Annotated in this window: 19 protein-coding genes, 2 tRNA genes and 1 pseudogene; 19 read left to right on the forward strand and 3 right to left on the reverse strand. The window is 71.2% G+C overall.

What is annotated here, in order from left to right; genetic code table 11:
* Positions 1–26 precede the first annotated feature (26 nt).
* The 3 genes from IF67_RS0110525 (at position 27) to IF67_RS0110535 (ending at position 3,250) form a co-directional block, all read left to right on the forward strand.
* Positions 27–1,295, forward strand: coding sequence for a glutamate-5-semialdehyde dehydrogenase (locus IF67_RS0110525; protein WP_030984420.1), 1,269 nt, complete (start codon positions 27–29; stop codon positions 1,293–1,295).
* A 62-nt stretch (positions 1,296–1,357) separates the two neighbouring features.
* On the forward strand, positions 1,358–2,017 hold the full coding sequence (locus tag IF67_RS0110530) for a membrane protein (protein WP_030984422.1): 660 nt from the start codon (positions 1,358–1,360) through the stop codon (positions 2,015–2,017).
* A gap of 108 nt (positions 2,018–2,125) precedes the next feature.
* Positions 2,126–3,250 (forward strand): hypothetical protein, encoded by a 1,125-nt coding sequence (locus IF67_RS0110535; RefSeq protein ID WP_030984424.1) that lies wholly within the window; start codon positions 2,126–2,128, stop codon positions 3,248–3,250.
* Here IF67_RS0110535 and IF67_RS0110540 read toward each other — a convergent pair.
* On the reverse strand, positions 3,247–4,353 hold the full coding sequence (locus IF67_RS0110540) for a M48 family metallopeptidase (protein ID WP_030984426.1): 1,107 nt from the start codon (positions 4,351–4,353) through the stop codon (positions 3,247–3,249). The genes IF67_RS0110535 and IF67_RS0110540 overlap by 4 nt on opposite strands.
* A gap of 152 nt (positions 4,354–4,505) precedes the next feature.
* Here IF67_RS0110540 and IF67_RS44185 point away from each other — a divergent pair, with 152 nt between their 5' ends.
* The 7 genes from IF67_RS44185 (at position 4,506) to IF67_RS0110575 (ending at position 9,004) form a co-directional block, all read left to right on the forward strand.
* Positions 4,506–4,655, forward strand: a complete 150-nt coding sequence (locus IF67_RS44185; RefSeq protein WP_167352495.1) for a hypothetical protein — start codon at positions 4,506–4,508, stop codon at positions 4,653–4,655.
* Between the two features lie 118 nt (positions 4,656–4,773).
* Positions 4,774–4,935, forward strand: coding sequence for a hypothetical protein (locus IF67_RS44190; protein ID WP_030082024.1), 162 nt, complete (start codon positions 4,774–4,776; stop codon positions 4,933–4,935).
* A 52-nt stretch (positions 4,936–4,987) separates the two neighbouring features.
* Positions 4,988–5,599, forward strand: coding sequence for a nicotinate-nucleotide adenylyltransferase (gene nadD, locus IF67_RS0110555; RefSeq protein ID WP_051817862.1), 612 nt, complete (start codon positions 4,988–4,990; stop codon positions 5,597–5,599).
* Between the two features lie 24 nt (positions 5,600–5,623).
* A complete protein-coding gene (locus IF67_RS0110560; protein ID WP_030984430.1) occupies positions 5,624–7,477 on the forward strand; it encodes an LCP family protein in 1,854 nt (617 codons plus the stop codon).
* Between the two features lie 257 nt (positions 7,478–7,734).
* Positions 7,735–8,169: a ribosome silencing factor gene (gene rsfS, locus IF67_RS0110565; protein ID WP_030984431.1), complete on the forward strand. Its 435-nt coding sequence runs from the start codon at positions 7,735–7,737 to the stop codon at positions 8,167–8,169.
* Positions 8,166–8,819, forward strand: a complete 654-nt coding sequence (locus IF67_RS0110570; protein ID WP_030984433.1) for a histidine phosphatase family protein — start codon at positions 8,166–8,168, stop codon at positions 8,817–8,819. The genes rsfS and IF67_RS0110570 overlap by 4 nt, the downstream gene beginning before the upstream one ends.
* Before the next feature lie 112 nt (positions 8,820–8,931).
* Positions 8,932–9,004: transfer RNA gene (locus IF67_RS0110575), tRNA-Ala, on the forward strand.
* Positions 9,005–9,048: 44 nt separating this feature from the next.
* Here IF67_RS0110575 and IF67_RS0110580 read toward each other — a convergent pair.
* Positions 9,049–10,026, reverse strand: a complete 978-nt coding sequence (locus IF67_RS0110580) for a helix-turn-helix transcriptional regulator (protein ID WP_063754323.1) — start codon at positions 10,024–10,026, stop codon at positions 9,049–9,051.
* Here IF67_RS0110580 and IF67_RS46210 point away from each other — a divergent pair.
* The 4 genes and pseudogenes from IF67_RS46210 to IF67_RS0110595 all read left to right on the forward strand — a co-directional run.
* Positions 10,025–10,303: pseudogene (locus tag IF67_RS46210) on the forward strand (MFS transporter); the annotation flags it as partial. The gene IF67_RS0110580 and the pseudogene IF67_RS46210 sit on opposite strands and share 2 nt — an antisense overlap.
* 238 nt (positions 10,304–10,541) lie before the next feature.
* Complete coding sequence (locus IF67_RS46215) at positions 10,542–11,141, forward strand: MFS transporter (protein ID WP_051817865.1); 600 nt, start codon at positions 10,542–10,544, stop codon at positions 11,139–11,141.
* Between the two features lie 57 nt (positions 11,142–11,198).
* The gene (locus tag IF67_RS0110590; protein ID WP_030984435.1) at positions 11,199–11,447 is read left to right on the forward strand and encodes a hypothetical protein; all 249 of its coding nucleotides are present in this window, start codon (positions 11,199–11,201) and stop codon (positions 11,445–11,447) included.
* 3 nt (positions 11,448–11,450) lie between these two features.
* Positions 11,451–11,684, forward strand: coding sequence for a hypothetical protein (locus IF67_RS0110595; RefSeq protein WP_004571982.1), 234 nt, complete (start codon positions 11,451–11,453; stop codon positions 11,682–11,684).
* Between the two features lie 328 nt (positions 11,685–12,012).
* On the opposite strand, the gene IF67_RS0110600 is transcribed toward IF67_RS0110595, so the two are convergent.
* Positions 12,013–13,356, reverse strand: a complete 1,344-nt coding sequence (locus tag IF67_RS0110600; RefSeq protein ID WP_030984437.1) for a glycosyltransferase 87 family protein — start codon at positions 13,354–13,356, stop codon at positions 12,013–12,015.
* A 153-nt stretch (positions 13,357–13,509) separates the two neighbouring features.
* Here IF67_RS0110600 and IF67_RS0110605 point away from each other — a divergent pair.
* The 5 genes from IF67_RS0110605 (at position 13,510) to IF67_RS0110625 (ending at position 21,313) form a co-directional block, all read left to right on the forward strand.
* A tRNA-Ala gene (locus IF67_RS0110605) sits at positions 13,510–13,582 on the forward strand.
* Positions 13,583–13,943: 361 nt separating this feature from the next.
* Positions 13,944–15,902 carry a S53 family peptidase gene (locus tag IF67_RS0110610; protein ID WP_030984439.1) on the forward strand — a complete coding sequence of 653 codons (1,959 nt, stop codon included), beginning with the start codon at positions 13,944–13,946 and terminating at the stop codon, positions 15,900–15,902.
* 315 nt (positions 15,903–16,217) lie between these two features.
* Positions 16,218–19,115: a leucine--tRNA ligase gene (locus IF67_RS0110615; RefSeq protein WP_030984441.1), complete on the forward strand. Its 2,898-nt coding sequence runs from the start codon at positions 16,218–16,220 to the stop codon at positions 19,113–19,115.
* Between the two features lie 358 nt (positions 19,116–19,473).
* Positions 19,474–20,229, forward strand: coding sequence for a hypothetical protein (locus IF67_RS0110620; RefSeq protein WP_030984443.1), 756 nt, complete (start codon positions 19,474–19,476; stop codon positions 20,227–20,229).
* 238 nt (positions 20,230–20,467) lie between these two features.
* The gene (locus IF67_RS0110625; protein WP_030984445.1) at positions 20,468–21,313 is read left to right on the forward strand and encodes a DegV family protein; all 846 of its coding nucleotides are present in this window, start codon (positions 20,468–20,470) and stop codon (positions 21,311–21,313) included.
* Positions 21,314–21,322 lie beyond the last annotated feature (9 nt).

Genomic DNA, 21,322 nt, shown 5'->3' on the forward strand with positions numbered 1-21,322 from the left:
CCTGCCGCCCCGCTAGGCTGGCCGCCATGACCAGCAGCGCATCGCACTCCTCGCCCGTCCTCGAGACCGCCCGCCGCGCGCGGGAGGCCGCCGCCGTCCTGGCGCCGCTGCCGCGTACGGCCCGTGACGCAGCGCTGCTCGCCATCGCCGACGCCCTGGTGGCCGAAACCGGCACCCTTGTCGCCGCCAATGCCGAGGACACCGCGAAGGCGCGGGCCGCGGGCACCGCCGAGTCGGTCGTGGACCGGCTCACCCTGACCCCCGAGCGGATCGCGGCCATCGCCGCCGACGTCCGCCAGGTCGTGGCGCTGCCCGACCCGGTGGGCGAGGTGCTGCGCGGCTCGACCCTGCCCAACGGCCTCGACCTGCGGCAGGTCCGGGTCCCGCTCGGTGTGATCGGAATCATCTACGAGGCCCGGCCCAATGTGACGGTGGACGCCGCCGCCCTGTGCCTGAAGTCCGGCAACGCCGTGCTGCTGCGCGGCTCGTCCTCCGCGTACGCCTCCAACAGTGCCCTGGTGGACGTGCTGCGGGACGCCGTCCAGAGCGCCGGACTGCCCGCCGACGCGGTGCAGCTGGTGCCCGGCGAGAGCCGCGACTCGGTGCGCGAGCTGATGCGCGCCCGCGGTCTGGTCGATGTGCTGATCCCGCGCGGCGGTGCGTCCCTGATCCGTACGGTCGTCGAAGAGTCCACGGTCCCGGTCATCGAGACCGGCACCGGCAACTGCCACGTCTACGTCGACGAGGCCGCCGACCTCGACATGGCCGTCGACATCCTGGTCAATTCCAAGGCCCAGCGGCCCAGCGTCTGCAACGCCGCCGAGACGGTGCTGGTGCACGCCGGGATCGCCGAGAAGTTCCTGCCGCGCGCCCTGACGGCGCTGACCGAGGCCGGGGTGATCGTGCACGGTGACGCCGCCTGGCAGCAGGCGGGCCCCGGGCTGGTCGCCCCCGCCACCGACGAGGACTGGGCGACGGAGTACCTCTCGTACGACATCGCGGCCGCCGTGGTGCCCGACCTGGACGCGGCGGTGGCGCACATCCGGCGCTGGACCTCCGGCCACACCGAGGCGATCGTCACCACCTCGCAGGCCGCCGCCCGCCGTTTCACCCAGTTGGTGGACTCCACCACGGTCGCGGTCAATGCCTCCACCCGTTTCACCGACGGCGGCCAGTTCGGCTTCGGCGCGGAGATCGGTATCTCGACGCAGAAGCTGCACGCCCGTGGCCCCATGGGGCTGCCCGAGCTGACGTCCACCAAGTACATCCTCACGGGCGACGGCCACACCCGCTGAACCGTCCCCCGGATTCCCCGTTCTCTCTGCCCAAAAGGACCGCCCGGGGCTAACCTGGACGGGTGTCGGACGACGTGGGGGGCAAGCCGTTCCCGGACGGTGAAGAGCCCGACGAGCACCACCACGGGAGCCACGGAAAAGCGGACGAAGAATTCGCCTCCGTGGTCTTCGACGAGGAATTCGTCCGGTCCGCGCAGATTCACGAACCCTCGGCGGTCGAGCGGATGCTGGCCGCCGCCGAGGCGCGCGCCGAGGCCGAGGCGGCCCGCTCCGGGCCCGGCTTCGGCCCCGAGGGCGACGACCCGGACGAGCCCGGCCCCCGGGGCCACCGCCGCGCCCGGGGAGCCGACGACTACGACGGGTACAGCGACTACCCGGAGTACGAGGACGACGGTGAGTACGGCGACTACCCCTACGGCCCGTACGGCCCCTACGGCGGTGCCCTGCGCCCCTACCGCGGCAGCAGCCGCTGGCACCGGCCGGTGGCCTGGGTGCTGGCCGTGGTGATGGGCATCGGGCTGGTCGCGCTGGCCTTCAGCGCCGTCTACCGGGGCTCCTCGGGGCGGACCCAGAGCCCGGCACCGGCGCCCACGTCCAGCGGGGTGGACGCCCCCACCACGGCCGGTATGGACAGCGTCCGGACGGCGCGGCCCGGCCTGCCGTCGGTGCCGTCCGCGGGGCCCGTGCGCCCGTCGTTCTCGGCTGTGCCCAGGCCGAGCTGACGCCGTGGCGCACTGCCCGCAAAGCGGGTTTTTGAAACGGAATCGAACCGGTGAACTTGTCCGGCGCCCCAGCGTTTACCTTCGCCCCGGCAGACCTACTCTTGTTGTATGACCGGGGCTGGTGACCCTCCCGAAGGGACGCCCAACGGCGCCCAGGGAGGCGGTGAGGACGAATACCGATCCGTCGTTTTCGACGAATCGTTCGTGCGGGCTGCTCGGCTACAGGAATTCTCCGCGGACGAGCGGCTGGGCGAGCATCATTCGCCGGCGGTCAGGACCCGGCATGCGTGGATGCGGCTGGGCGGCTCCCGGCAGGCCGTTCTGTTGGTGCTGCTGATCGTTCTGGCCTTCGGCACCGCCGTCTACATGGGCATACGCCACCCGTACAAAACCCCGGAGACGGTCCGGGCACAGCCGTTGCGCTCCGCGGTGGTGCCGCTCGCGCCGGCCGGTGAGGTGCCGGGCGCCACGCCCGAGGATCTCTTCGCACACAGCCCCGCGGCCAACTACCGGATCGGCGCCGCGGGCGTGAATCTGCCCGCCGTCACCCGCACCGAGCACTTCTCCGACGGCCAGCTCGTCTCGGCCCTGACCGTCGCGAAGGACTACATCGTCCGCTCCTCGCTGGACCCGGACACCCTCACCGGCGGCTCCGTACGGCCGGTGCGCCTGCTGCTCGACACGAGCCAACTCGACCAGTTCGACCGCAGCCTGGCGCGCCCCGACGACAACGGCCACGATGCGGCGACCGGTTGGCTGGTCCGCTTCGACCCGAAGCAGACCCGGCTCGCCGACCGGAACGTACGGGTCAACGGCACCCTCGTCGCCTCGGAGCTGAGCCCGGACGCGCTCGATGTGACCGCCGATTACACCTTCGTCTACGCCGTACGGCCCGCCCCGGGCGCGCAGGAGGACGCTCGGGCCCAGGACGTCGGCAAGGCCACCCCGGGCGCCGCCTCGCTGGTCACCGTCCGGCGTGAGGTGCACTTCCGGCTGAGCCGCGAGAACCTCACCGACCACCGCCTGGAGGTGCTCCAGAGCAGCCTCCAGGCCGGGCCGCTGGCCTGCTCCTCGAATCCGGCCGACGCGCTGCGCCCGCTGTTCGCGGGACAGCACGCCGGCAAGGACCGGCCTACGGGCACCGACCCCTATGCCAGGGACCGCGCCAACCCCTCACTCTGCGGTGAGCTGGCGCCCTCCGCCCAGCCGAAGCCGCGGCATCCGCTCCGTTAGGAGCCCTCAGGGCGGTCGGTTCCGCCGGTGCCGTTGCTGCCGTTGGCGCCGCCCGAGCCGTCGGGACGCGTGCCGCCGCCACGGAAGACCGTGTCGCGCAGCTTGCCGCCCAGATCGCCCGCGCCGCCGGCGATATCGCGCACCAGACCCATCAGCGGGTCCTTGCTGTTGCGCACCGAGTCGGCGTAGTGCGCCGCGGAGTCCCGGAAGGAGTCGGAGACCGAGGTGTCCTTGTCCTCGTCCCGGCGCGGGTAGTGGCCGTCCATGATCCGCTGGTAGTCGCGGCTCTCCGCCCACTTCTTCAGCTCGGCCGCCCGTACGGTCGTGAACGGGTGGCTGCGCGGCAGCAGGTTGAGGATCTTCAGCACGGAGTCGCGCAGATCGCCGCCCGACTCATACTCCTCCGCCTGCTTGAGGAAGGCGTCGACATTCATCTCGTGCAGATGATTGCCGCCGGCCAGCTTCATCAGACCGCGCATCGAGGCCTTCAGATCCTGCCCGACGAGCAGCCCGGCGCGGTCCGCGGAGAGTTCCGACTTGCGGAACCACTCGCGCAGTGCCGTCACGATCGCCATGATCGCGACATTGCCCAGCGGGATCCAGGCGACCTTCATGGCCAGGTTCGTCAGGAACAGCAGGATCGTGCGGTAGACGGCGTGCCCGGACAGGGCATGCCCGACCTCATGGCCGATGACTGCCCGCATCTCCTCCTCGTCCAGCAGCTCGACCAGGCCGGTCGTCACCACGATGATCGGCTCGTCCAGGCCGATGCACATGGCATTGGGCTGCGGGTCCTGATTGACGTACATCGGCGGGACCTTCTCCAGGTCCAGGATGTAACAGGCATCGCGCAGCATGTCGTTGAGGTGCGCGAACTGCTGCTCGCCCACCCGCACCGAGTCCGACAGGAACAGCAGCCGAAGGCTGCGCTCCGGCAACAAGCCGCTGAGCGTCTTGAAGACGGTGTCGAACCCGCTCAGCTTGCGCAGCGCCACCAGCGCCGACCGGTCCGCCGGGTGCTCGTACGACCGCGACGAGATACCGGGGAACCGCCGCCGGTCCCGGCTCGGAACGTTCGCGCTGCCGCCTGGGCTCTCCGTCATTGGGGCCTCCCCCTGTTCGACTGCGTGTGTTTCAGACTAGAGGACGCCACCGACAGGCGAATGGATGCTCGGGCGTACGCTGGCGATCGCATCAATGCCCGCACAGGCCCGTACAACTGACCGCACGGGCCGTACCAGAGGAGCGCACCGTCATGCCGTATCCGAGCGTGCTGCTCGCCGCAGCCCAGGAGACCGCCAGGGACGGCGGGCCCGGGTGGATCCTGCGAGCCGTGATCATCGTCGGCGTCGTGGGTGCCGCCCTGCTCGCCTGGTTCCTGCTGCGCGGCTACGGCCAGGACTGACCCCGCGGGCTCCCTCCGGGCGCGTCCGGGCGGAGTCGCCGTGAGCCCGCGGTGAGACGGCGCTTACGATGTGGTGGAAGTCTCCGCCCGACCCCAGCCCGGATTGGTCCTGCTGACGATGAGCCTGCACTCCACCGCACAGTCCCTGGTTTCCCTCGCCGCCGAACCCGGACACGAGGGCGGTCACGCCAGCCTCAGCCCCTTCGTGACCGGCGGCGGCGCCCTGGTTGTCCTGCTTCTCCTGCTCTGGATCACGACCCGCTTCAACCGGGACCGCTGAGCCCCGGCACCCGGCCCCCGGTATCGCGCGCCGCCCAGTAGGGTCTGCACGCATGGGAGAGCACACAGGGCCCGTGAAGCGGCGACTCGGAGTGATGGGCGGGACGTTCGACCCGATCCACCACGGACACCTGGTCGCCGCCAGCGAGGTGGCCAGCCAGTTCCACCTCGACGAGGTCATCTTCGTACCCACGGGACAGCCGTGGCAGAAGAGTCACAAGAAGGTGTCCCCGGCCGAGGACCGGTATCTGATGACGGTCATCGCGACTGCGTCGAATCCGCAGTTCTCCGTCAGCCGGATCGATATCGACCGCGGCGGCAAGACGTACACGATAGACACGCTGCGTGATCTGCGGGCGGAGCACCGTGACGCGGATCTGTTCTTCATCACCGGCGCCGATGCGCTCAGCCAGATTCTGACCTGGCACGATGCCGCGGAGCTGGTCTCGCTCGCCCACTTCATCGGGGTGACCAGGCCCGGCCATGTCCTCGCGGACCCCGGGCTGCCCGAGGGGGCGGTGTCCTTGATCGAGGTGCCGGCGCTGGCCATCTCCTCGAGCGACTGCCGCACGCGCGTCGCCCAGGGGGATCCGGTCTGGTACCTGGTGCCGGACGGTGTGGTGCGCTACATCGACAAAAAAGAGCTGTACCGCAACGACCGCTGACGGGGCTGACGGAAAGGGGCACCGGTGAGCGACCGACAGGATCCGTACGGGCCGCAGGACCCGTATGCCCACGACCCGTATGCCCAGGGGCAGCAGGGGCAGCAGGGGCAGACGAGCTACACCTACGACGCCTACGGGCAGCCGGTGTACCGCGACGCCGCACCGTCGTCGTACGAGCAGCACTACGACGCCTACGGGCAGCCGGCCGCCCCGTCCGCCTACGAGGGCTACGACCCCTACGCCGGCCAACAGGGCGGCGGCCAGGCCCCGCAGGCGCAGCAGGGCCACCCGACGTACGAGCAGGGGCAGACGGAGTACGGCTATGACCCGTACGGCGGCCGGCAGGTGCAGGCCCAGCCCGGCTATCCCCAGCAGTACGACCCGTACGCCCAGCCCCAGCAGCCCCAGCAGCCCCAGCAGCAGTCGCAGCAGCAGGAGTGGATCCCGCAGCAGGCCCAGCAGTCCCCGTACGAGCAGGTCTCCTACGCGGAGCAGCCCCGCTACGACGAGCCCGCTCCGCAACGCCAGGACAGGCAGCCCCGGCCGCCGTCCCCGCGCGCCCCGGCGGACGACACCGTGCAGCAGGGTGCCGCGAGCGGCTCTCCCGGGCCCTCGGCCGACGACCCGGAGTACCGCACGGAGCAGTTCTCCTTCATCGAGGAGCCGGACGAGGACTCCGAAGACGTCATCGACTGGCTGAAGTTCACCGAGAGCCGCACCGAGCGGCGCGAGGAGGCCAAGCGGCGCGGCCGCAGCCGGATCGTCGCGCTGTCCGTCGTGCTGGCTCTGCTGGTCGCCGGCGGCGTCGGCTATCTGTGGTGGGCGGGCAAGCTGCCCGGTCTGGCGGGCCCCGGCACCGGACCGGCGGCCGCGGCCGGCGGGCAGAAGCGCGACGTCCTCGTCGTCCATCTTCGGGACACCAAGTCCGGGAACAGCTCCACGGCGCTGCTGGTGGACAACGAGACCACCCACAAGGGCACCACCGTCCTCCTGCCCAACAGCCTCATCGTCTCCAAGGACGACGGGACCAGCACCACGCTCGGCAAGTCCGTCAAGGACGACGGCACCGAGCCGACCCGGGACTCCCTCAACGGCCTCCTGGGCGCCGACCTCAAGGCCAGCTGGCGGCTGGACACCCCGTATCTGGAGAACCTCGTCGAGACGGTCGGCGGGATCACCCTCGACACCGACGCCACCGTGCCCGGCGCCAAGAAGGGCGCCTCCCCGGTCGTCAAGCAGGGCAGCGCCCAGGACCTGAACGGCCAGGCCGCCGTCGCCTACGCCACCTACCAGGCGCCGGGCGAGCCCCAGACCCGGCAGCTCCAGCGGTTCGGTCAGGTCATGCAGGCGACCTTGAAGAAGGTCTCCAGCGACGCCGACGGCGCCACCGCCACCGTGAAGTCGCTGCTCCAGGTGCTCGACCCGCCGCTCACCGAGGGCCAGCTGGGCAGCTCGCTGGCGCAGCGGGCGGAGCTGGCGAAAACCGGCGCGTACGGCACGACCCTGCTGCCCGTGCAGGCGAACGGCACGCTCAGCCCGACGGCCACGGCCGAAGTGGTCAAGAACGTGCTCGGCGGCACGGTCAAGAAGACCGCCCCCGACGCGACCGCCCGGGTAGCGGTCCGTAACGCCACCGGCAACCGGGGCGCCACGAACAAGGCGCAGGTCGCGCTGCTCAACGGCGGCTACAGCTTCGTCGACGACGGCACCGGCAGGGCCGCCGCCACGTCCCGGATCACCTACGCGGACGCCGCCCAGAAGGCCAAGGCCGCGGAGGTCGCCAAGACCCTGGGCCTGCCCGCGGGCGCGGTCGGGCAGGGCAAGGGCGCCGCGAACGCCGACATCACCGTGGTCCTGGGCCAGGACTACAAGGGCTGACCGGACGCGCTCGCCCCCGCCGACGAGGAATGGCGGGGCCGAGCGGTCCCGAATCCGGCGCTGACCAGCCCGGACACCGAAACCGACCAGAGGGTTCGAAAACCCAGTCGGGAGTGTCGGTGGTCCGTGAGACCCTTGAGGGGTACTTGACTGCCGATCCGGTCGCCCATGGGGACTGCGGCGCGCGCCGCGGCTCAGCAGTGAGCCAGCTGCCCCGCCGGGCCGGAAAGGCTGCCCCTCGACCCGGAAAGCCGCTTGTGACCGCCACGGACCGTTCCATCGAGCTCATCAACGCCGCCGCCCAGGCCGCGGCCGACAAGCTCGCGCACGACATCATCGCGTACGACGTCAGCGACGTCCTCTCGATCACCGACGCCTTCCTGCTGGCCTCGGCGCCCAGCGACCGCCAGGTCAAGTCGATCGTCGACGAGATCGAGGAACGGCTCAACAAGGACCTCGGCGTCAAGCCGGTCCGCCGTGAGGGCGACCGCGAGGCCCGTTGGGTGCTGCTGGACTACGTCGACATCGTGGTGCACGTCCAGCACAGCGAGGAGCGCGTCTTCTACGCGCTCGAGCGCCTGTGGAAGGACTGCCCCGAGATCGACCTTCCCGAGGAGGCCAAGGCCACCCGCGGCAAGGCCGCGGAGCACGCCGACGCGACGGCGGGCGAGCAGGACGGAGAGCTGCTCTGAACGGCACCAAGGGCGGCCGGGGCCGCCGCATCGTCCTCTGGCGCCACGGCCAGACGGCCTGGAATCTGGAGCGCCGCTTCCAGGGGTCGACGGACATCGAGCTGACCGAGGAGGGCCTCGGCCAGGCCCGCCGTGCCGCCCGGCTGCTCGCCGCCCTCGGACCGGACGCCATCATCGCCTCCGACCTGCAACGGGCCGCGGCGACCGCCGACGAGCTGGCCGCGCTCACCCGGCTCGACGTGACGCATGACGCAGCCCTGCGGGAGACCTACGCGGGCTCGTGGCAGGGCCTGACGCACGACGAGATCCTCGCGCAGTACGGCGAGCAGTACACCGCCTGGAAGCGCGGTGAGCCGGTGCGGCGCGGTGGCGGCGAACTGGAGACCGAGGTCGCCGACCGGGCCGCTCCCGTCGTGCTCAACCACGCCGACAAGGTGCCCGAGAACGGCACCCTGGTCGTCGTCAGTCACGGCGGCACGATCCGTACCACCATCGGCCGGCTGCTCGGCCTGGAGGCCCATCACTGGGAGGGCCTGGGCGGTCTGTCGAACTGCTGCTGGTCCGTGCTGGGCGAGGGCGCGCGCGGCTGGCGCCTGATGGAGCACAACGCCGGCACCCTGCCGGTGCCGGTGCTCGGCGACGACGACTGACCCCGCAGGGCGGCCCCGGCCGACTGGATTTCACATCCGGGCAGGTCGCAGGCTAAAGTTCTTCTTGTTCGCGGCGCCGCCGGGGGAAACCCGGGGGAGCGGAACAAGACCCGGGGCTATAGCTCAGTTGGTAGAGCGCCTGCATGGCATGCAGGAGGTCAGGAGTTCAATTCTCCTTAGCTCCACAACCCGGAAGATCCCGCCTCCAGACGGAGGCGGGATCTCTGCGTTATACGGGATCCCTCACCACACGGGATCCCTCACCGGCCGGGGTCGTGGTCAGCGCGCCGCCGCTGCGCTCCCATCGCTGCTCCAGCTCCGCGCGGGCCCGGGAGGCGGGCCGCAGATGCTCCAGGCAGCCGATCAGTGGATCATGGATGCCGCGCAGCGCCTCCGTCAGCTCCCGGCTCTCCTCGTCGGCCGGGGTGCAGACGACGATCCGGGTCTCCGGGACGCCGCCCACCGCCAGTGACGTCAAGACCAGCCGTATCTCACCGACCGAGGCATGCTGGATCACCTTCCTGCGGTTCCGCGGCGGCGAGACGTCCCCGACCTCCCACAGCCGCGCGAAATCCGCGCTGACCCGCGACAGCCGCCCGATCAGCGACTCCCACGCCGGCTCGCCCACATGCCGCCCGTACGAACTGCGCAACTGCGCCACGAGGGCGGGGAACTCCTCGTCGCGGTTGAGGATCGTGCAGCAGCAGGGAGGTGTGGTGAAGAGCTGCCACAGGACGTTGCGGGCCGGACCACGCGCCAACGCGACGGTGGGGAAGACCTCTTGGTAGGCCGTATTGGAGGCCAGGACGTCATAACGGGCGTTGTAGACCACCGCGGGCAGCGGCACCAGCGCCGCGATGATGCCCTGCACCTCCGGGCCGACCGACCGCGCGTCCGCCTCACGGGCGGGGGCATACGGGACCTCTGCCAGGTGGTAGAGATGCTCGCGCTCGGCGTCGTCCAGCCGGAGCGTACGGGCAACGGCGTCCAGCACCTGGCCGCTGGCGTTGATGGGACGGCCCTGCTCCAGCCAGGTGTACCAGGTCACGCCGACACCGGAGAGCTGGGCGACCTCCTCGCGGCGCAGACCGGGGGTGCGGCGGCGCAGCCCCGGGGGCATGCCGACGGCCTGAGGGGTCACCCGGGCGCGGCGGACGCGCAAGAAGGCCGCCAGCTCGGGACGCCGTCGCCGGGCCGAGACCACCATGCTGCTCGACGCCTTCATCGTCAATGTCGCGGCCCCGTCGATCGGCGCCGACCTGGACGCTTCGGGTGCCGCGCTGCAACTTGTGATCGCCGCCTGCACGATCACGTATGCGGCGCTGCTGATGACCGGCGCACGGATCGGCGAACTGCTCGGCCCGCGGCGGACGTTCCTGGCCGGGCTCGCGGTCTTCACCGGGGCCTCGCCGGCCTGTGGACTGGCCGCGGGGACCGGGCAGTTGATCGCCTTTCGGGCCGTTCAGGGAGCGGGTGCGGCGGTGATGATCCCGCAGGTGCTGGGGATCATCCAGCGCACGTATACGGGGCCGGATCTGCCGGGCCTGGCCCTGCTCGCGGGGGCGCTGGTACTGGTGACGGTGCCGTTGGTGCTCGGTCAGGAGGCGGGCCGGCCGGTGTGGACGTGGTGGTCGCTCGCCGCCGGTGGGGTGCTGCTGGGGCGTTCGCGGTGTACGAGGCCCGGCGTGCGCGGCGGGGCGGGCGCCGCTGATCGCGCCGCGGGTGCTCGGCGCGCCCGGGATGCCGCTGGCGGTGGTCCGCCTTGCCCTGGTGATGGCCGTCAACGCGGGCTATATGTTCGTGCTGACGCTGCACTTCAAGAACGCCCTCCACTACAGCGCGCTGCGCACCGGGCTGACCTTCGTCCCCACGGCGCTCGCCTACGGGGCGGTGGGGCTGTGGTGGCGGCGGCTGCCCCGGCGGCTGCATCCCTTCCTGGTCCCGGGCGGGTTCGTGGTGGTGTCCGCGGCGCTGGCGGGGATCGGGCTGGCGTTCAAGGACGGCGGGGCCGGAGGCGGCGTCCGGCTGTTTGTCGCGTACGGCGCCATCGGTGCGGGCCTCGGTTTCGCCCACAGCCCCAATCTTGCCGCCGCGTTGGGGTCCGTACGCACGGAGCACGCGGCGGATGCGAGCGGTCTCGTGGTGACCGTCAACCAGGTCGGACTGCTGCTGGGGACCTCCCTTTTCGGGACACTCTTCCCTAATCGGCTGGCGGAGGCGGGAGTCGGTGCGCCGTCGCGGGCACTATGGGGGAGCATGCTCGCGCTGGCGGGTGCGGCGGCGGTGGGCGGGTCGGCCGGGATGACGAGAAGGCGGACCTGACCCGGTCCGTGGTCCGTGGCAGAATCGGACGGCGCCGGCAGGGGAGGAGAGATCGCGATGCCCACGAGCATCCTCGAGGAGGTCAATGACCTGCTCGAAGTGGCCGAGGCGCAAGGTTATGACTGGCTGCCGGAATATGCGCTCCGCTTCACCTGCCCCGTTGACGGCCCCCTCCCCTCGGGCAGCGGCAGCGACGGTTCCGCTCTGCAATGCCCCTCCTGCCGCTCCTCCCATGTGGCGCAGGTGCTGGGGGCCAACGGGGGCATTTCCTTCGTTTGTACGGCCTGCGGCCACAGTTGGAGCTGATGGATGGGCGCCCACAGCAGGAAATGTGACTGGTGCGGCAGCGGTACGCCGATCGTCCGTGACATGGAACCGGTCAACGCCGACTACCAGTACTGGTGCGAGGAATGCGCCCGCGCCCTGGTCATAAAAGGCGACCCCATCGAGACCTACCGTGAGCTCGACGGGGAGCCGATTTACGGGCGGCTGCTGGACGAGCACTGCACGCTGAAGCGTTTCTACTCGTTCGCGACGGCCTGAGCGGGGGCGTGGGCGGGCTTTCCCCCCGTGGAGGCCTAGGGACCGTCCGCCCGGTCCGGTGTCCGTTTTCTCTGTCGGACGCCGACTCGGGCAACCCTCAGGGCGGTACAGGACAGTTCCGTCCAGAGTCGGGCAGTATCGGTCAGGGATGAGCGGTCCCGAGCGTCTGCGAGCATTCTCGAGCGGTTTCGGTCAGGCGGAACGGCCGTCGAGGGGCGCGCCGTTGTGACACATGTGCGACTCTCACCGCTCCGTCCCGTGGCTCAATCCCGCAGCCCCACTCCGCAGCCCCACCCCACGGCTCAATCCGGCAGTGTGGGCAGAAGGTTCATGTGCCACTGCCGGTATCGGCAGGCCGGGGCTCGCTGTTCCGCCCCGGTCGCCCGCCGGGCCGCCACAGCCGGGCCCCGGTCAGTGCCAGCAGCGCAAGACCGGCGATCGGATAGACGTCGGAGAGCAGCATCTGGGCGCCGTTCTGGTGCAGTTCCTCGTGGTGGTGCCAGCGGTGCGGCACCCACCACAGCGCGAACGAGCAGAACAGCAGGCCCAGGCCGGCGGTGGCAGCCCACCAGCGGCGGGCGGCGGTGCCGCTCCGCCGTAGCGCCTCGGAGCCGAGCAGGATCACCATCGGTACGCACCACACCCAGTGGTGGGACCAGGAGATCGGGCTGACCAGGAGAGCGGTCGCGGCGCAGGCGACGGCCGCCCAGGCGCGCTGCCCGCGCAGCAGCGATCCGGCGGCGAGCGCCAGACCGAGGGCCGCGGCCGGAACGGCGACCACGATCCAGGCGGTGCCCGCATCGTGGGTGTGCAGCAGCCGGGCGAGGGCGCCGCGCAGCGACTGGTTCGCGGTGATCTCCACCTCGCCGACCCGGTCGGCGGCGAAGACGATCTCGGTCCAGAAGCGGTGCGAGTCGCGTGGCAGCGCGAGCGCGGAGAGGAGGGCGGTGGCCAGGAAGGTGCCGGTGGCGACGGCGGCCTGCCGCAGCCAGGAATTCCAGGCGGCCCGCGCCCCCGCGCCGGAGCGGAGCAGCTGCCCGGCGCGGACGGCGCCGGCCACGGCGAGAAATACGGCGAACAGCGCCGGGGTCAGCTTGAGGCCGGCCGCGGTACCGATACCGATGCCCGCGAGCCGGTGGGTGTCCTTGCGGGTCAGGTCCCACAGCACGAGCGCGGCGAGCAGAAGGTTGATCTGGCCGTAGCGCAGCGTCGTCCACACCGGCTCGCACCACACCAGCAGCGCCGAGACCGCGAGGGCCGCGGCCGGCCGGGGGAGCCTGTGGGGCCGGCCGGCCAGGCGCAGCGAGAGGTGGACGACGGCGACGAGCAGCAGGAGGTTGCCGGCGGTGGCGAGGGCGCGCATCTCCGGGACGCCGAGGAGGGTGAGCGGGGTGAACAGCAGCGCCGCGAAGGGCGGGTAGGTGTTGGGCAGGTGTGCCGAGGTCGCCACCATGTCGTAGAGGGACTCGCCGTTGCGGACGGTGAAGCCCTCGGCGCGGTAGACCATGAGGTCGAGCATCGTCACGTGCGCGAGGCGCTGCGCGACCCAGAAGACGGTGAACGAGACCAGGCAGGCGAGGGCCGCCGTACGGGTCGGATACCGGCGGACGAGACTCCTGCCGGGGCGGGCGCCGCCGGGCTCGGTGGGCGCTTCCAGCTCCAGCGCGGTCACGGCGTACGGCTCCCCTGGACGAATCGGACACGGATCGCCGACAGTACCGCGCGTCGCGCCGAGAGGCCCCGGGCAGAACGATTTGGCAGAAGCCGGGGAGGTCCGTGTAATGTAGGCGATGCCGCAGCGGGGAACCGGGCGGGAACAGAATACGGGGCTATAGCTCAGTTGGTAGAGCGCCTGCATGGCATGCAGGAGGTCAGGAGTTCAATTCTCCTTAGCTCCACAGTGAACAGAGCGGGTCGTCCGATGCGGACGGCCCGCTCTGTTGTGCGTGTGCGGGGCCAAGGTGTCCTGGCCGTTCGCGCCCGGCGGGGTTCGTCCGGGATTGCGCTGATTTCCGGTCAGTGAGCCGTCCGTTATGACGAGTTGAGTGTTCGCTCCATGCCCATTCCTGGTCAGTGCTTGCCATTCCTTGGTCTCTTCTTGGTGCTCGCATGCCCCTGACATGAACGGTTCACCGAAAGAGTGACGCATCGCGCGAGCGTCACATCCCGCGCATTCACCGCTCGTGCGGTGCCGCGCGCCTGCGCACCGGCGCAGCGCGGCACCCCGCGGCGCACCGCATCGCCACAGCAGGGGGTTACATGAGATCAAGCCGCACCAGATCACTGCCCGCCCGCGCCGGTCTGGCCTGGGCAGCGACGCTGCCGCTGGTCGCCGGTGCGCTCGCGCTCGGCACACCCGCCGCCGACGCCGCGGGCCACGACGCCGGACGGCACGCGCTGGCGGGCACCAAGCCCCTGTGGGCCACCCGGCAGGCCGACCAGGGCGCCACCTCCGCTTCCGCGGCCGTCACCGCCCGCGTCTACCTGGCCGGCCGTGACGCCAAGGGGCTCGCGGACTACGCCCGGTCCGTGTCCGACCCGCACTCCGCCGCGTACGGGAACTACCTGAGCCCCGCCCAGGTGCGCGCCCGTTACGGTGCCACGCACGACCAGATAGCCAAGGTGACCGGCTGGCTGAAGAAGTCCGGCCTGACGGTCACCGGCACCACCAACCGGTATGTGACGATCACGGGCGACGTGGCCGCCGCCGAGCGGGCCTTCGCCACCGACCTGCACAACTACCGCAAGAACGGCCACACGTACCACGCCCCGTCGACCACCGCCTCCGCGCCCGCCTCGCTGGCCGGCGCGGTGCTGACGGTCACCGGCCTGAACAACGCGCCGCGGCCGGCCAAGCACCACTCCAGCGAACTGCCGCCGCCGGAAGGGGTCTTCCGCAACTCCGGCCCGTTCTCCTCGTACTACGGCTCCAGGACCGACAAGAAGCTGCCGTCCACCTACGGGGGCAAGGCGCCGTACGCGATCAAGGGCTACACCGGCAGGCAGCTGCGCGCCGCCTACGGGGCGAAGAAGTGGACCGGCAAGAACGTCACCGTCGCGATCACCGACGCCTACGCCTCGCCGACCATCGCCCAGGACGCCGCCAAGTACGCCGCCCGCAACGGTGACCCCCGCTACCGCCGCGGCCAGCTCTCCCAGGTGCTGCCCGCGGACTACACGCACATCGAGGAGTGCGGCGCGGCCGGCTGGTACGGAGAGGAGACCCTGGACGTCGAGGCCGTCCACGCGGTCGCCCCCGACTCCGACATCGTCTATGTCGGCGGCGCCTCCTGTATGGACGACGATCTGCTCGACTCGCTCGGCAAGATCGTCGACGGGCACCTCGCCGACATCGTCTCCAACTCCTGGGGCGACATCGAGGCGAACGAGACCCCGGACGTGGCCGCCGCCTACGACCAGCTCTTCCAGCAGGGCGCGGTGCAGGGCATCGGCTTCTACTTCTCCTCGGGCGACAACGGTGACGAGGTCGCCAACACCGGCACCAAGCAGGTCGATACCCCGGCGAATTCCGCCTGGGTGACCGCGGTCGGCGGTACCTCCCTGGCCGTCGGCAAGCACGAGGCCTACCAGTGGGAGACCGGCTGGGGCACCCTGAAGGCGGCGCTCTCCAAGGACGGCAACGACTGGACCGGATTCCCCGGCGCCTTCAACAGCGGCGCAGGCGGCGGCACCAGCAAGACCGTCGGGCAGCCCTTCTACCAGCGCGGCATCGTGCCGGACGGGCTCGCGAAGGCGAACGGCGGCGGCGCGATGCGCACCGTCCCGGACATCGCCGCGGTCGCCGACCCCAACACCGGCTTCCTGGTCGGCCAGACCCAGACCCTGCCGGGCGGAAAGCTCGGCTATGACGAGTACCGCATCGGCGGCACCTCGCTGGCCGCGCCGGTGATCGCGGGCGTCCAGGCGCTCGCCCAGCAGGCCCGGCACGGCGTCGCCATCGGCTTCGCCAACCCCGGCATCTACCAGCGCTACGGCACCGCCGCCTACCACGACGTCACCGACCACCCGCTGGGTGCCGGCCGTGACCTGGCGGTCGTCCGCGTCGACTACGTCAACGGCACCGACGCCGGCGAGGGCACCACGACCTCGCTGCGCAGCCTGGGCAAGGACAGCTCCCTGCATGCGGGCGTCGGCTATGACGACGTCACGGGCGTGGGCTCGCCGGGCGCCGGATATGTCAGCTCCTACCGCCCCTGACACCGGGGCACGGCACCGCCTCCCCGCGCCGTCCGTGGCCCCGGTGGAGCGGCGGTAGGGGCAAGGGGTAACGGGGGCGGGGCCCGTGTTGGGGGAATCCTCAGCGCGGGCCCCGTACGCCCTGCGGTACCCTGACGCCATGCGTGCCGTACGCCTTCTGCTTAGCGGGCCGCGCTGATCAGTACCGACGGATGACAGAACCCGTCGGAATCGGCGCGGCGTCCCCTCCTGTGCGAGGGGTCTTTTTGTTTCCGGCGTGCCGGGGATTTTGGCGCGTTTCCGCAGGCAGAGACGATCGATGGAGCTTTGAGGACGATGAGCGAGACGACTACCGCTGCCGAGACGGCAGCGCCGCACCGCTATACGGCCGCGCTGGCCGCCGACATCGAGGCGCGCTGGCAGGACTTCTGGGAGACCGACGGGACCTACGAGGCCCCGAACCCCAAGGGGGAGCTGGCCGGCGACGCCGAGCTGGTGGCCCGCCCCAAGAAGTTCATCATGGACATGTTCCCCTACCCGTCGGGTGCCGGTCTGCACGTCGGCCACCCGCTGGGCTTCATCGCCACCGACGTATACGCCCGCCACCAGCGCATGACGGGCCACAACGTCCTGCACACGCTGGGCTTCGACGCCTTCGGCCTGCCCGCCGAGCAGTACGCGGTGCAGACCGGCACCCACCCGCGGGTCTCCACCGAGGCCAACATCGTGAACATGCGGCGCCAGCTGCGCCGCCTGGGCCTGGGCCACGACCAGCGCCGCTCGGTCGAGACGATCGACCCGGCGTACTACAAGTGGACCCAGTGGATCTTCCTCCAGATCTTCAACTCCTGGTACGACCCGGAGGCGGACGCGGCCCGCCCGATCGACACCCTGGTCGCCCAGTTCGAGGCCGGCGCCCGCCAGACCCCCGACGGCCGGCCCTGGACCGGGCTGAGCCCCCTCGAGCGGGCCAATGTCCTGGGCGAGTACCGCCTGGCGTACGCCTCGGACGCGCCGGTCAACTGGTGCCCCGGCCTGGGCACGGTGCTGGCCAACGAGGAGGTCACCGCCGACGGCCGCTCCGAGCGCGGCAACTACCCGGTCTTCAAGGCCAAGCTGCGCCAGTGGAACATGCGCATCACCGCCTACGCCGACCGGCTGCTGGACGACCTGGACGCGCTGGACTGGCCGGAGGCCATCAAGCTCCAGCAGCGCAACTGGATCGGCCGCTCCGAGGGCGCCCGGGTCGACTTCCCGGTGGGTGACGACAAGATCACCGTCTTCACCACCCGCCAGGACACCCTGTTCGGCGCGACGTACATGGTGCTGGCGCCCGAGCACCCGCTGGTCGCCGGCTCCGACAATGGCTCCGGCACCGGCCCGATCGTTCCGGACGCCTGGCCCGAGGGCACCCACGACGTCTGGACCGGCGGACACGCCACCCCGGCCGACGCCGTCGCCGCGTACCGCAAGCAGGCCGCGTCCAAGTCGGACGTCGAGCGGCAGGCCGAGGCCAAGGACAAGACCGGCGTCTTCACCGGCGCCTTCGCGACCAACCCGGTCAGCGGCGAGCAGGTCCCGGTCTTCATCGCCGACTACGTCCTGATGGGCTACGGCACCGGCGCGATCATGGCCGTCCCCGCGCACGACAGCCGCGACTTCGCCTTCGCCCGCGCCTTCGAGCTGCCGATGCGCTGTGTCGTCGAGCCGTCGGACGACCGCGGCACCGACCCCTCGGCCTGGGACGACGCCTTCGCCTCGTACGACGCCAAGATCGTCAACTCGTCCGGTGAGACGATCTCGCTGGACGGCCTGGGCGTCGAGGAGGCCAAGGCGAAGATCACCGCCTGGCTGGCCGGCCAGGGCATCGGCGAGGGCACCGTCAACTTCCGGCTGCGCGACTGGCTGTTCAGCCGGCAGCGCTACTGGGGCGAGCCGTTCCCGATCGTCTACGACGAGGACGGCGTGGCGCACGCGCTGCCCGAGTCGATGCTGCCGCTGGAGCTGCCCGAGGTCGAGGACTACTCCCCGCGCACCTTCGACCCGGACGACGCCGACACCCAGCCGGAGACCCCGCTGTCCCGTAACGAGGACTGGGTCCATGTCGACCTGGACCTGGGCGACGGCAACGGCATCAAGCGCTACCGGCGCGAGACCAACACCATGCCCAACTGGGCGGGTTCGTGCTGGTACGAGATGCGCTACCTGGACCCCGGCAACGCCGACGCGCTGGTCGCCCCGGACATCGAGCAGTACTGGATGGGACCGCGCGACGGCCGGCCGGCCGGCGGCGTCGACCTGTACGTGGGCGGCGCGGAGCACGCCGTACTGCACCTGCTGTACGCCCGCTTCTGGTCCAAGGTGCTGCACGACCTGGGACATGTCTCGTCCTCCGAGCCGTTCCACAAGCTGTACAACCAGGGCATGATCCAGGCCTTCGTCTACCGGGACAGCCGCGGCATCGCCGTCCCGGCGACCGAGGTCGAGGAGCGCGACGGCGGTTACTACTACCAGGGCGAGAAGGTCAGCCGCGTCCTGGGCAAGATGGGCAAGTCTCTGAAGAACGCCGTCACCCCCGACGAGATCTGCGCCGAGTACGGCGCGGACACCCTGCGCCTGTACGAGATGGCGATGGGCCCGCTGGATGTGTCGCGGCCGTGGGACACCCGGGCCGTCGTCGGCCAGTACCGCCTGCTGCAACGCCTGTGGCGCAATGTCGTGGACGAGGCGACCGGCGAGGTCACCGTCGTCGACACCGAGCCGGACGAGGACTCCCTGCGGGCCCTGCACAAGGCGATCGACGGCGTCACCCAGGACATGGCGAACCTGCGCTTCAACACTGCCATCGCCAAGGTGACCGAGCTGAACAACCACCTGACCAAGGCGGGCGGCCGGGTCCCGCGCACCGTCGCGGAGCAGCTGGTGCTGCTGATCGCCCCGCTGGCCCCGCACATCGCCGAGGAGCTGTGGCACAAGCTGGGCCACACCGGCACCGTGGTGCACGCGGACTTCCCGGTCGCCGACCCGGCGTATGTCGTCGACGAGACCGTGACCTGCGTCGTGCAGATCAAGGGCAAGGTCAAGGCACGCCTGGAGGTCGCGCCGTCGATCTCCGAGGCGGACCTGGAGACGGCGGCACTGGCCGAGCCCGCCGTGGTCGCGGCGCTGAACGGCGCGGGCATCCGGAAGATCATCGTCCGGGCGCCGAAGCTGGTGAACATCGTCCCGGCGTAGGCCGCCGTCGGGCGCCCGGGGACGGTCCCGGGCGCCTGAGGACGAGGTTTCGGGGGCCGAGGCCGAGGTTTCGGGTGCCGTGGCGCTCCGCGGGTCCGGTGACCGCGTGCCGGTGGAACTTCGGCGCCGCGGTGGCCTTGCGGGACGGAGCCATTCCGGACGTGCGGCCTCGGGCGGGCGGCCCCGGGGCGCGGCCCCGGGGCGCGCGGATGTGGTGCTTCACGGGCGCCATGGGTGTTTTCCCCTACGGGCAGGTTGGGGGTTCGTCCGGAACCCGTGACCGGCCCTGGCCGTTTACCGTGGAGGTACAGGGGCGCGGGCGAGGAACCGGCGCCGCCGAGACGTCTGGGGAGAGCCCATGGAAGCTGCTGTTGCCGTCTTCGGGCTGCTCTTTGTGCTGTTCGTCCTGGCAGGGGTGTTCGTCACGGTCAAGGCCGTGAAGGCGGCCAAGGCCGGTGTGGACCGGACGGTCGCCCAGGCCCGCAGAACCGTCGAGGACACCACCCTCCGGGCCCGGCAGTTCGCCCAGCCCGGTGTGGTCGGCGAACTGGCACAGCTGCGCCTCTCGCTGCGCACGTCCATGCGCGCCACCCAGGAGGCGCTCCACAGCGGTTCCTCGGAGGATGCCTCCCTCAGCGAGGCGATCGGGCTCTTCGAGCGTCTGAGCGTCCATGGCCATGAGCTCGACGATGAGCTCAAGCGGCTCGAACGTGAGCCTGACCGGGCCACCATCGCCGCCCGGCTCCCGGAATTCCGCGAGCGTCTGGAACGGATCACGCACTCCGCGGAGTCGCTGCGCTGGGCCGCGCGCGACCGCGCCCGCAAGTTCGCGGACGACGATCTCGCCTCGCTGAGCGACCAGATCGATGTGGAGTCGGGAGCGCTGCGTCACTGGACCCGGGCCGAGGGTGCCGAGGACCCGCTGCGGGAGCCCGTACAGGAGCGCCGCCCGGGGCAGGGGCAGGGCCAGGGGGCGGGCCAGACTTCGGCCGGCAGCGGCAACTCCTGGGGCCCGGATTCTGAGGACCCGCCGGCGATCACCGCCGCCCAGGACCCGCGCACCCAGCCGTCCTACCCGTGGCAGAAGGCACCGCGCACGGAGGGGACGACGTGAGGCTGTGAGCCCGCACGCAAGACATCAGCGGGGTGAGGGGTGGGGTGGGGGCGGGGCGGGGCCCCGGGGGAGACTGCGGTGAGGCCGGGAGCGGCGAGCATCGGCGCATCTGCGAGGATCTGAGGGCCGGGACGGCCGCATTTTCCGGGGCTCTTGGCAGAGCCTTGGGGAAACCTGGAAGATCTTGGGGAGGAGCCCGCACTGTGCGGCGCCGAGATCCCCGGATAACCTCCCAGTCATGTCCCGCCATGTCGCGATCGTCACCGATTCCACGGCCTACTTGCCGCGGACGGCTGTCGAGCGTCACCGCATCACGGCCGTTCCGCTGACCGTCGTCCTGGGGGACCGGGCCCTGGAAGAGGGCACCGAGATCTCCGCGAGATCCGTCGCCCAGGCGCTCCAGAAGCGCCGGCCCGTGACGACCTCCCGGCCCAGCCCCACGGTGTTCGCGGACACGTACCGCAAGATCGCGGCGGCCGGCGCGGGCGGCATCGTCTCGCTCCACCTCTCCTCGGAGATCTCCGGCACCTACGACGCGGCGGTGCTGGCGGCCAGGGAAGCGCCGGTACCCGTACACGTCGTGGACACCGGGATGGTCGCCATGGCTCTCGGCTTCTGCGCCCTCGCCGCCGCGGAGACGGCGGAGGCGGGCGGGGACATCGACGAGGCGGTCGCCGCCGCGGAGAAGCGCGCCGCGGGCACCTCCGCCTACTTCTACGTCGACACCCTCGACTATCTGCGCCGTGGCGGCCGGATCGGCACGGCGCAGGCGCTGCTCGGCTCCGCGCTCGCCGTCAAACCGCTCCTTCAACTGGCCGACGGGCGGATCGAGCTGCTGGAGAAGGTCCGTACGGCGTCCAAGGCCATCGCACGGCTCGAGGAGATCGCCGTGGAGCGGGCGGGCGGGGGCCAGGTGGACATCGCGGTCCACCATCTCGACGCGGCGGAGCGTGCGGAGGCCCTGGCCCAGCGGCTCCGGGAGCGGGTGCCGGGGCTCCATGAGCTCCATGTGAGCGAGGTCGGCGCGGTGATCGGCGCGCACACGGGGCCGGGGCTGCTGGGGGCTGTGGTGTCGCCTCGGTGAGAGGGGCGG

The organism is Streptomyces sp. NRRL S-1813 (assembly GCF_000719605.1).
Taxonomy (GTDB): domain Bacteria; phylum Actinomycetota; class Actinomycetes; order Streptomycetales; family Streptomycetaceae; genus Streptomyces; species Streptomyces decoyicus.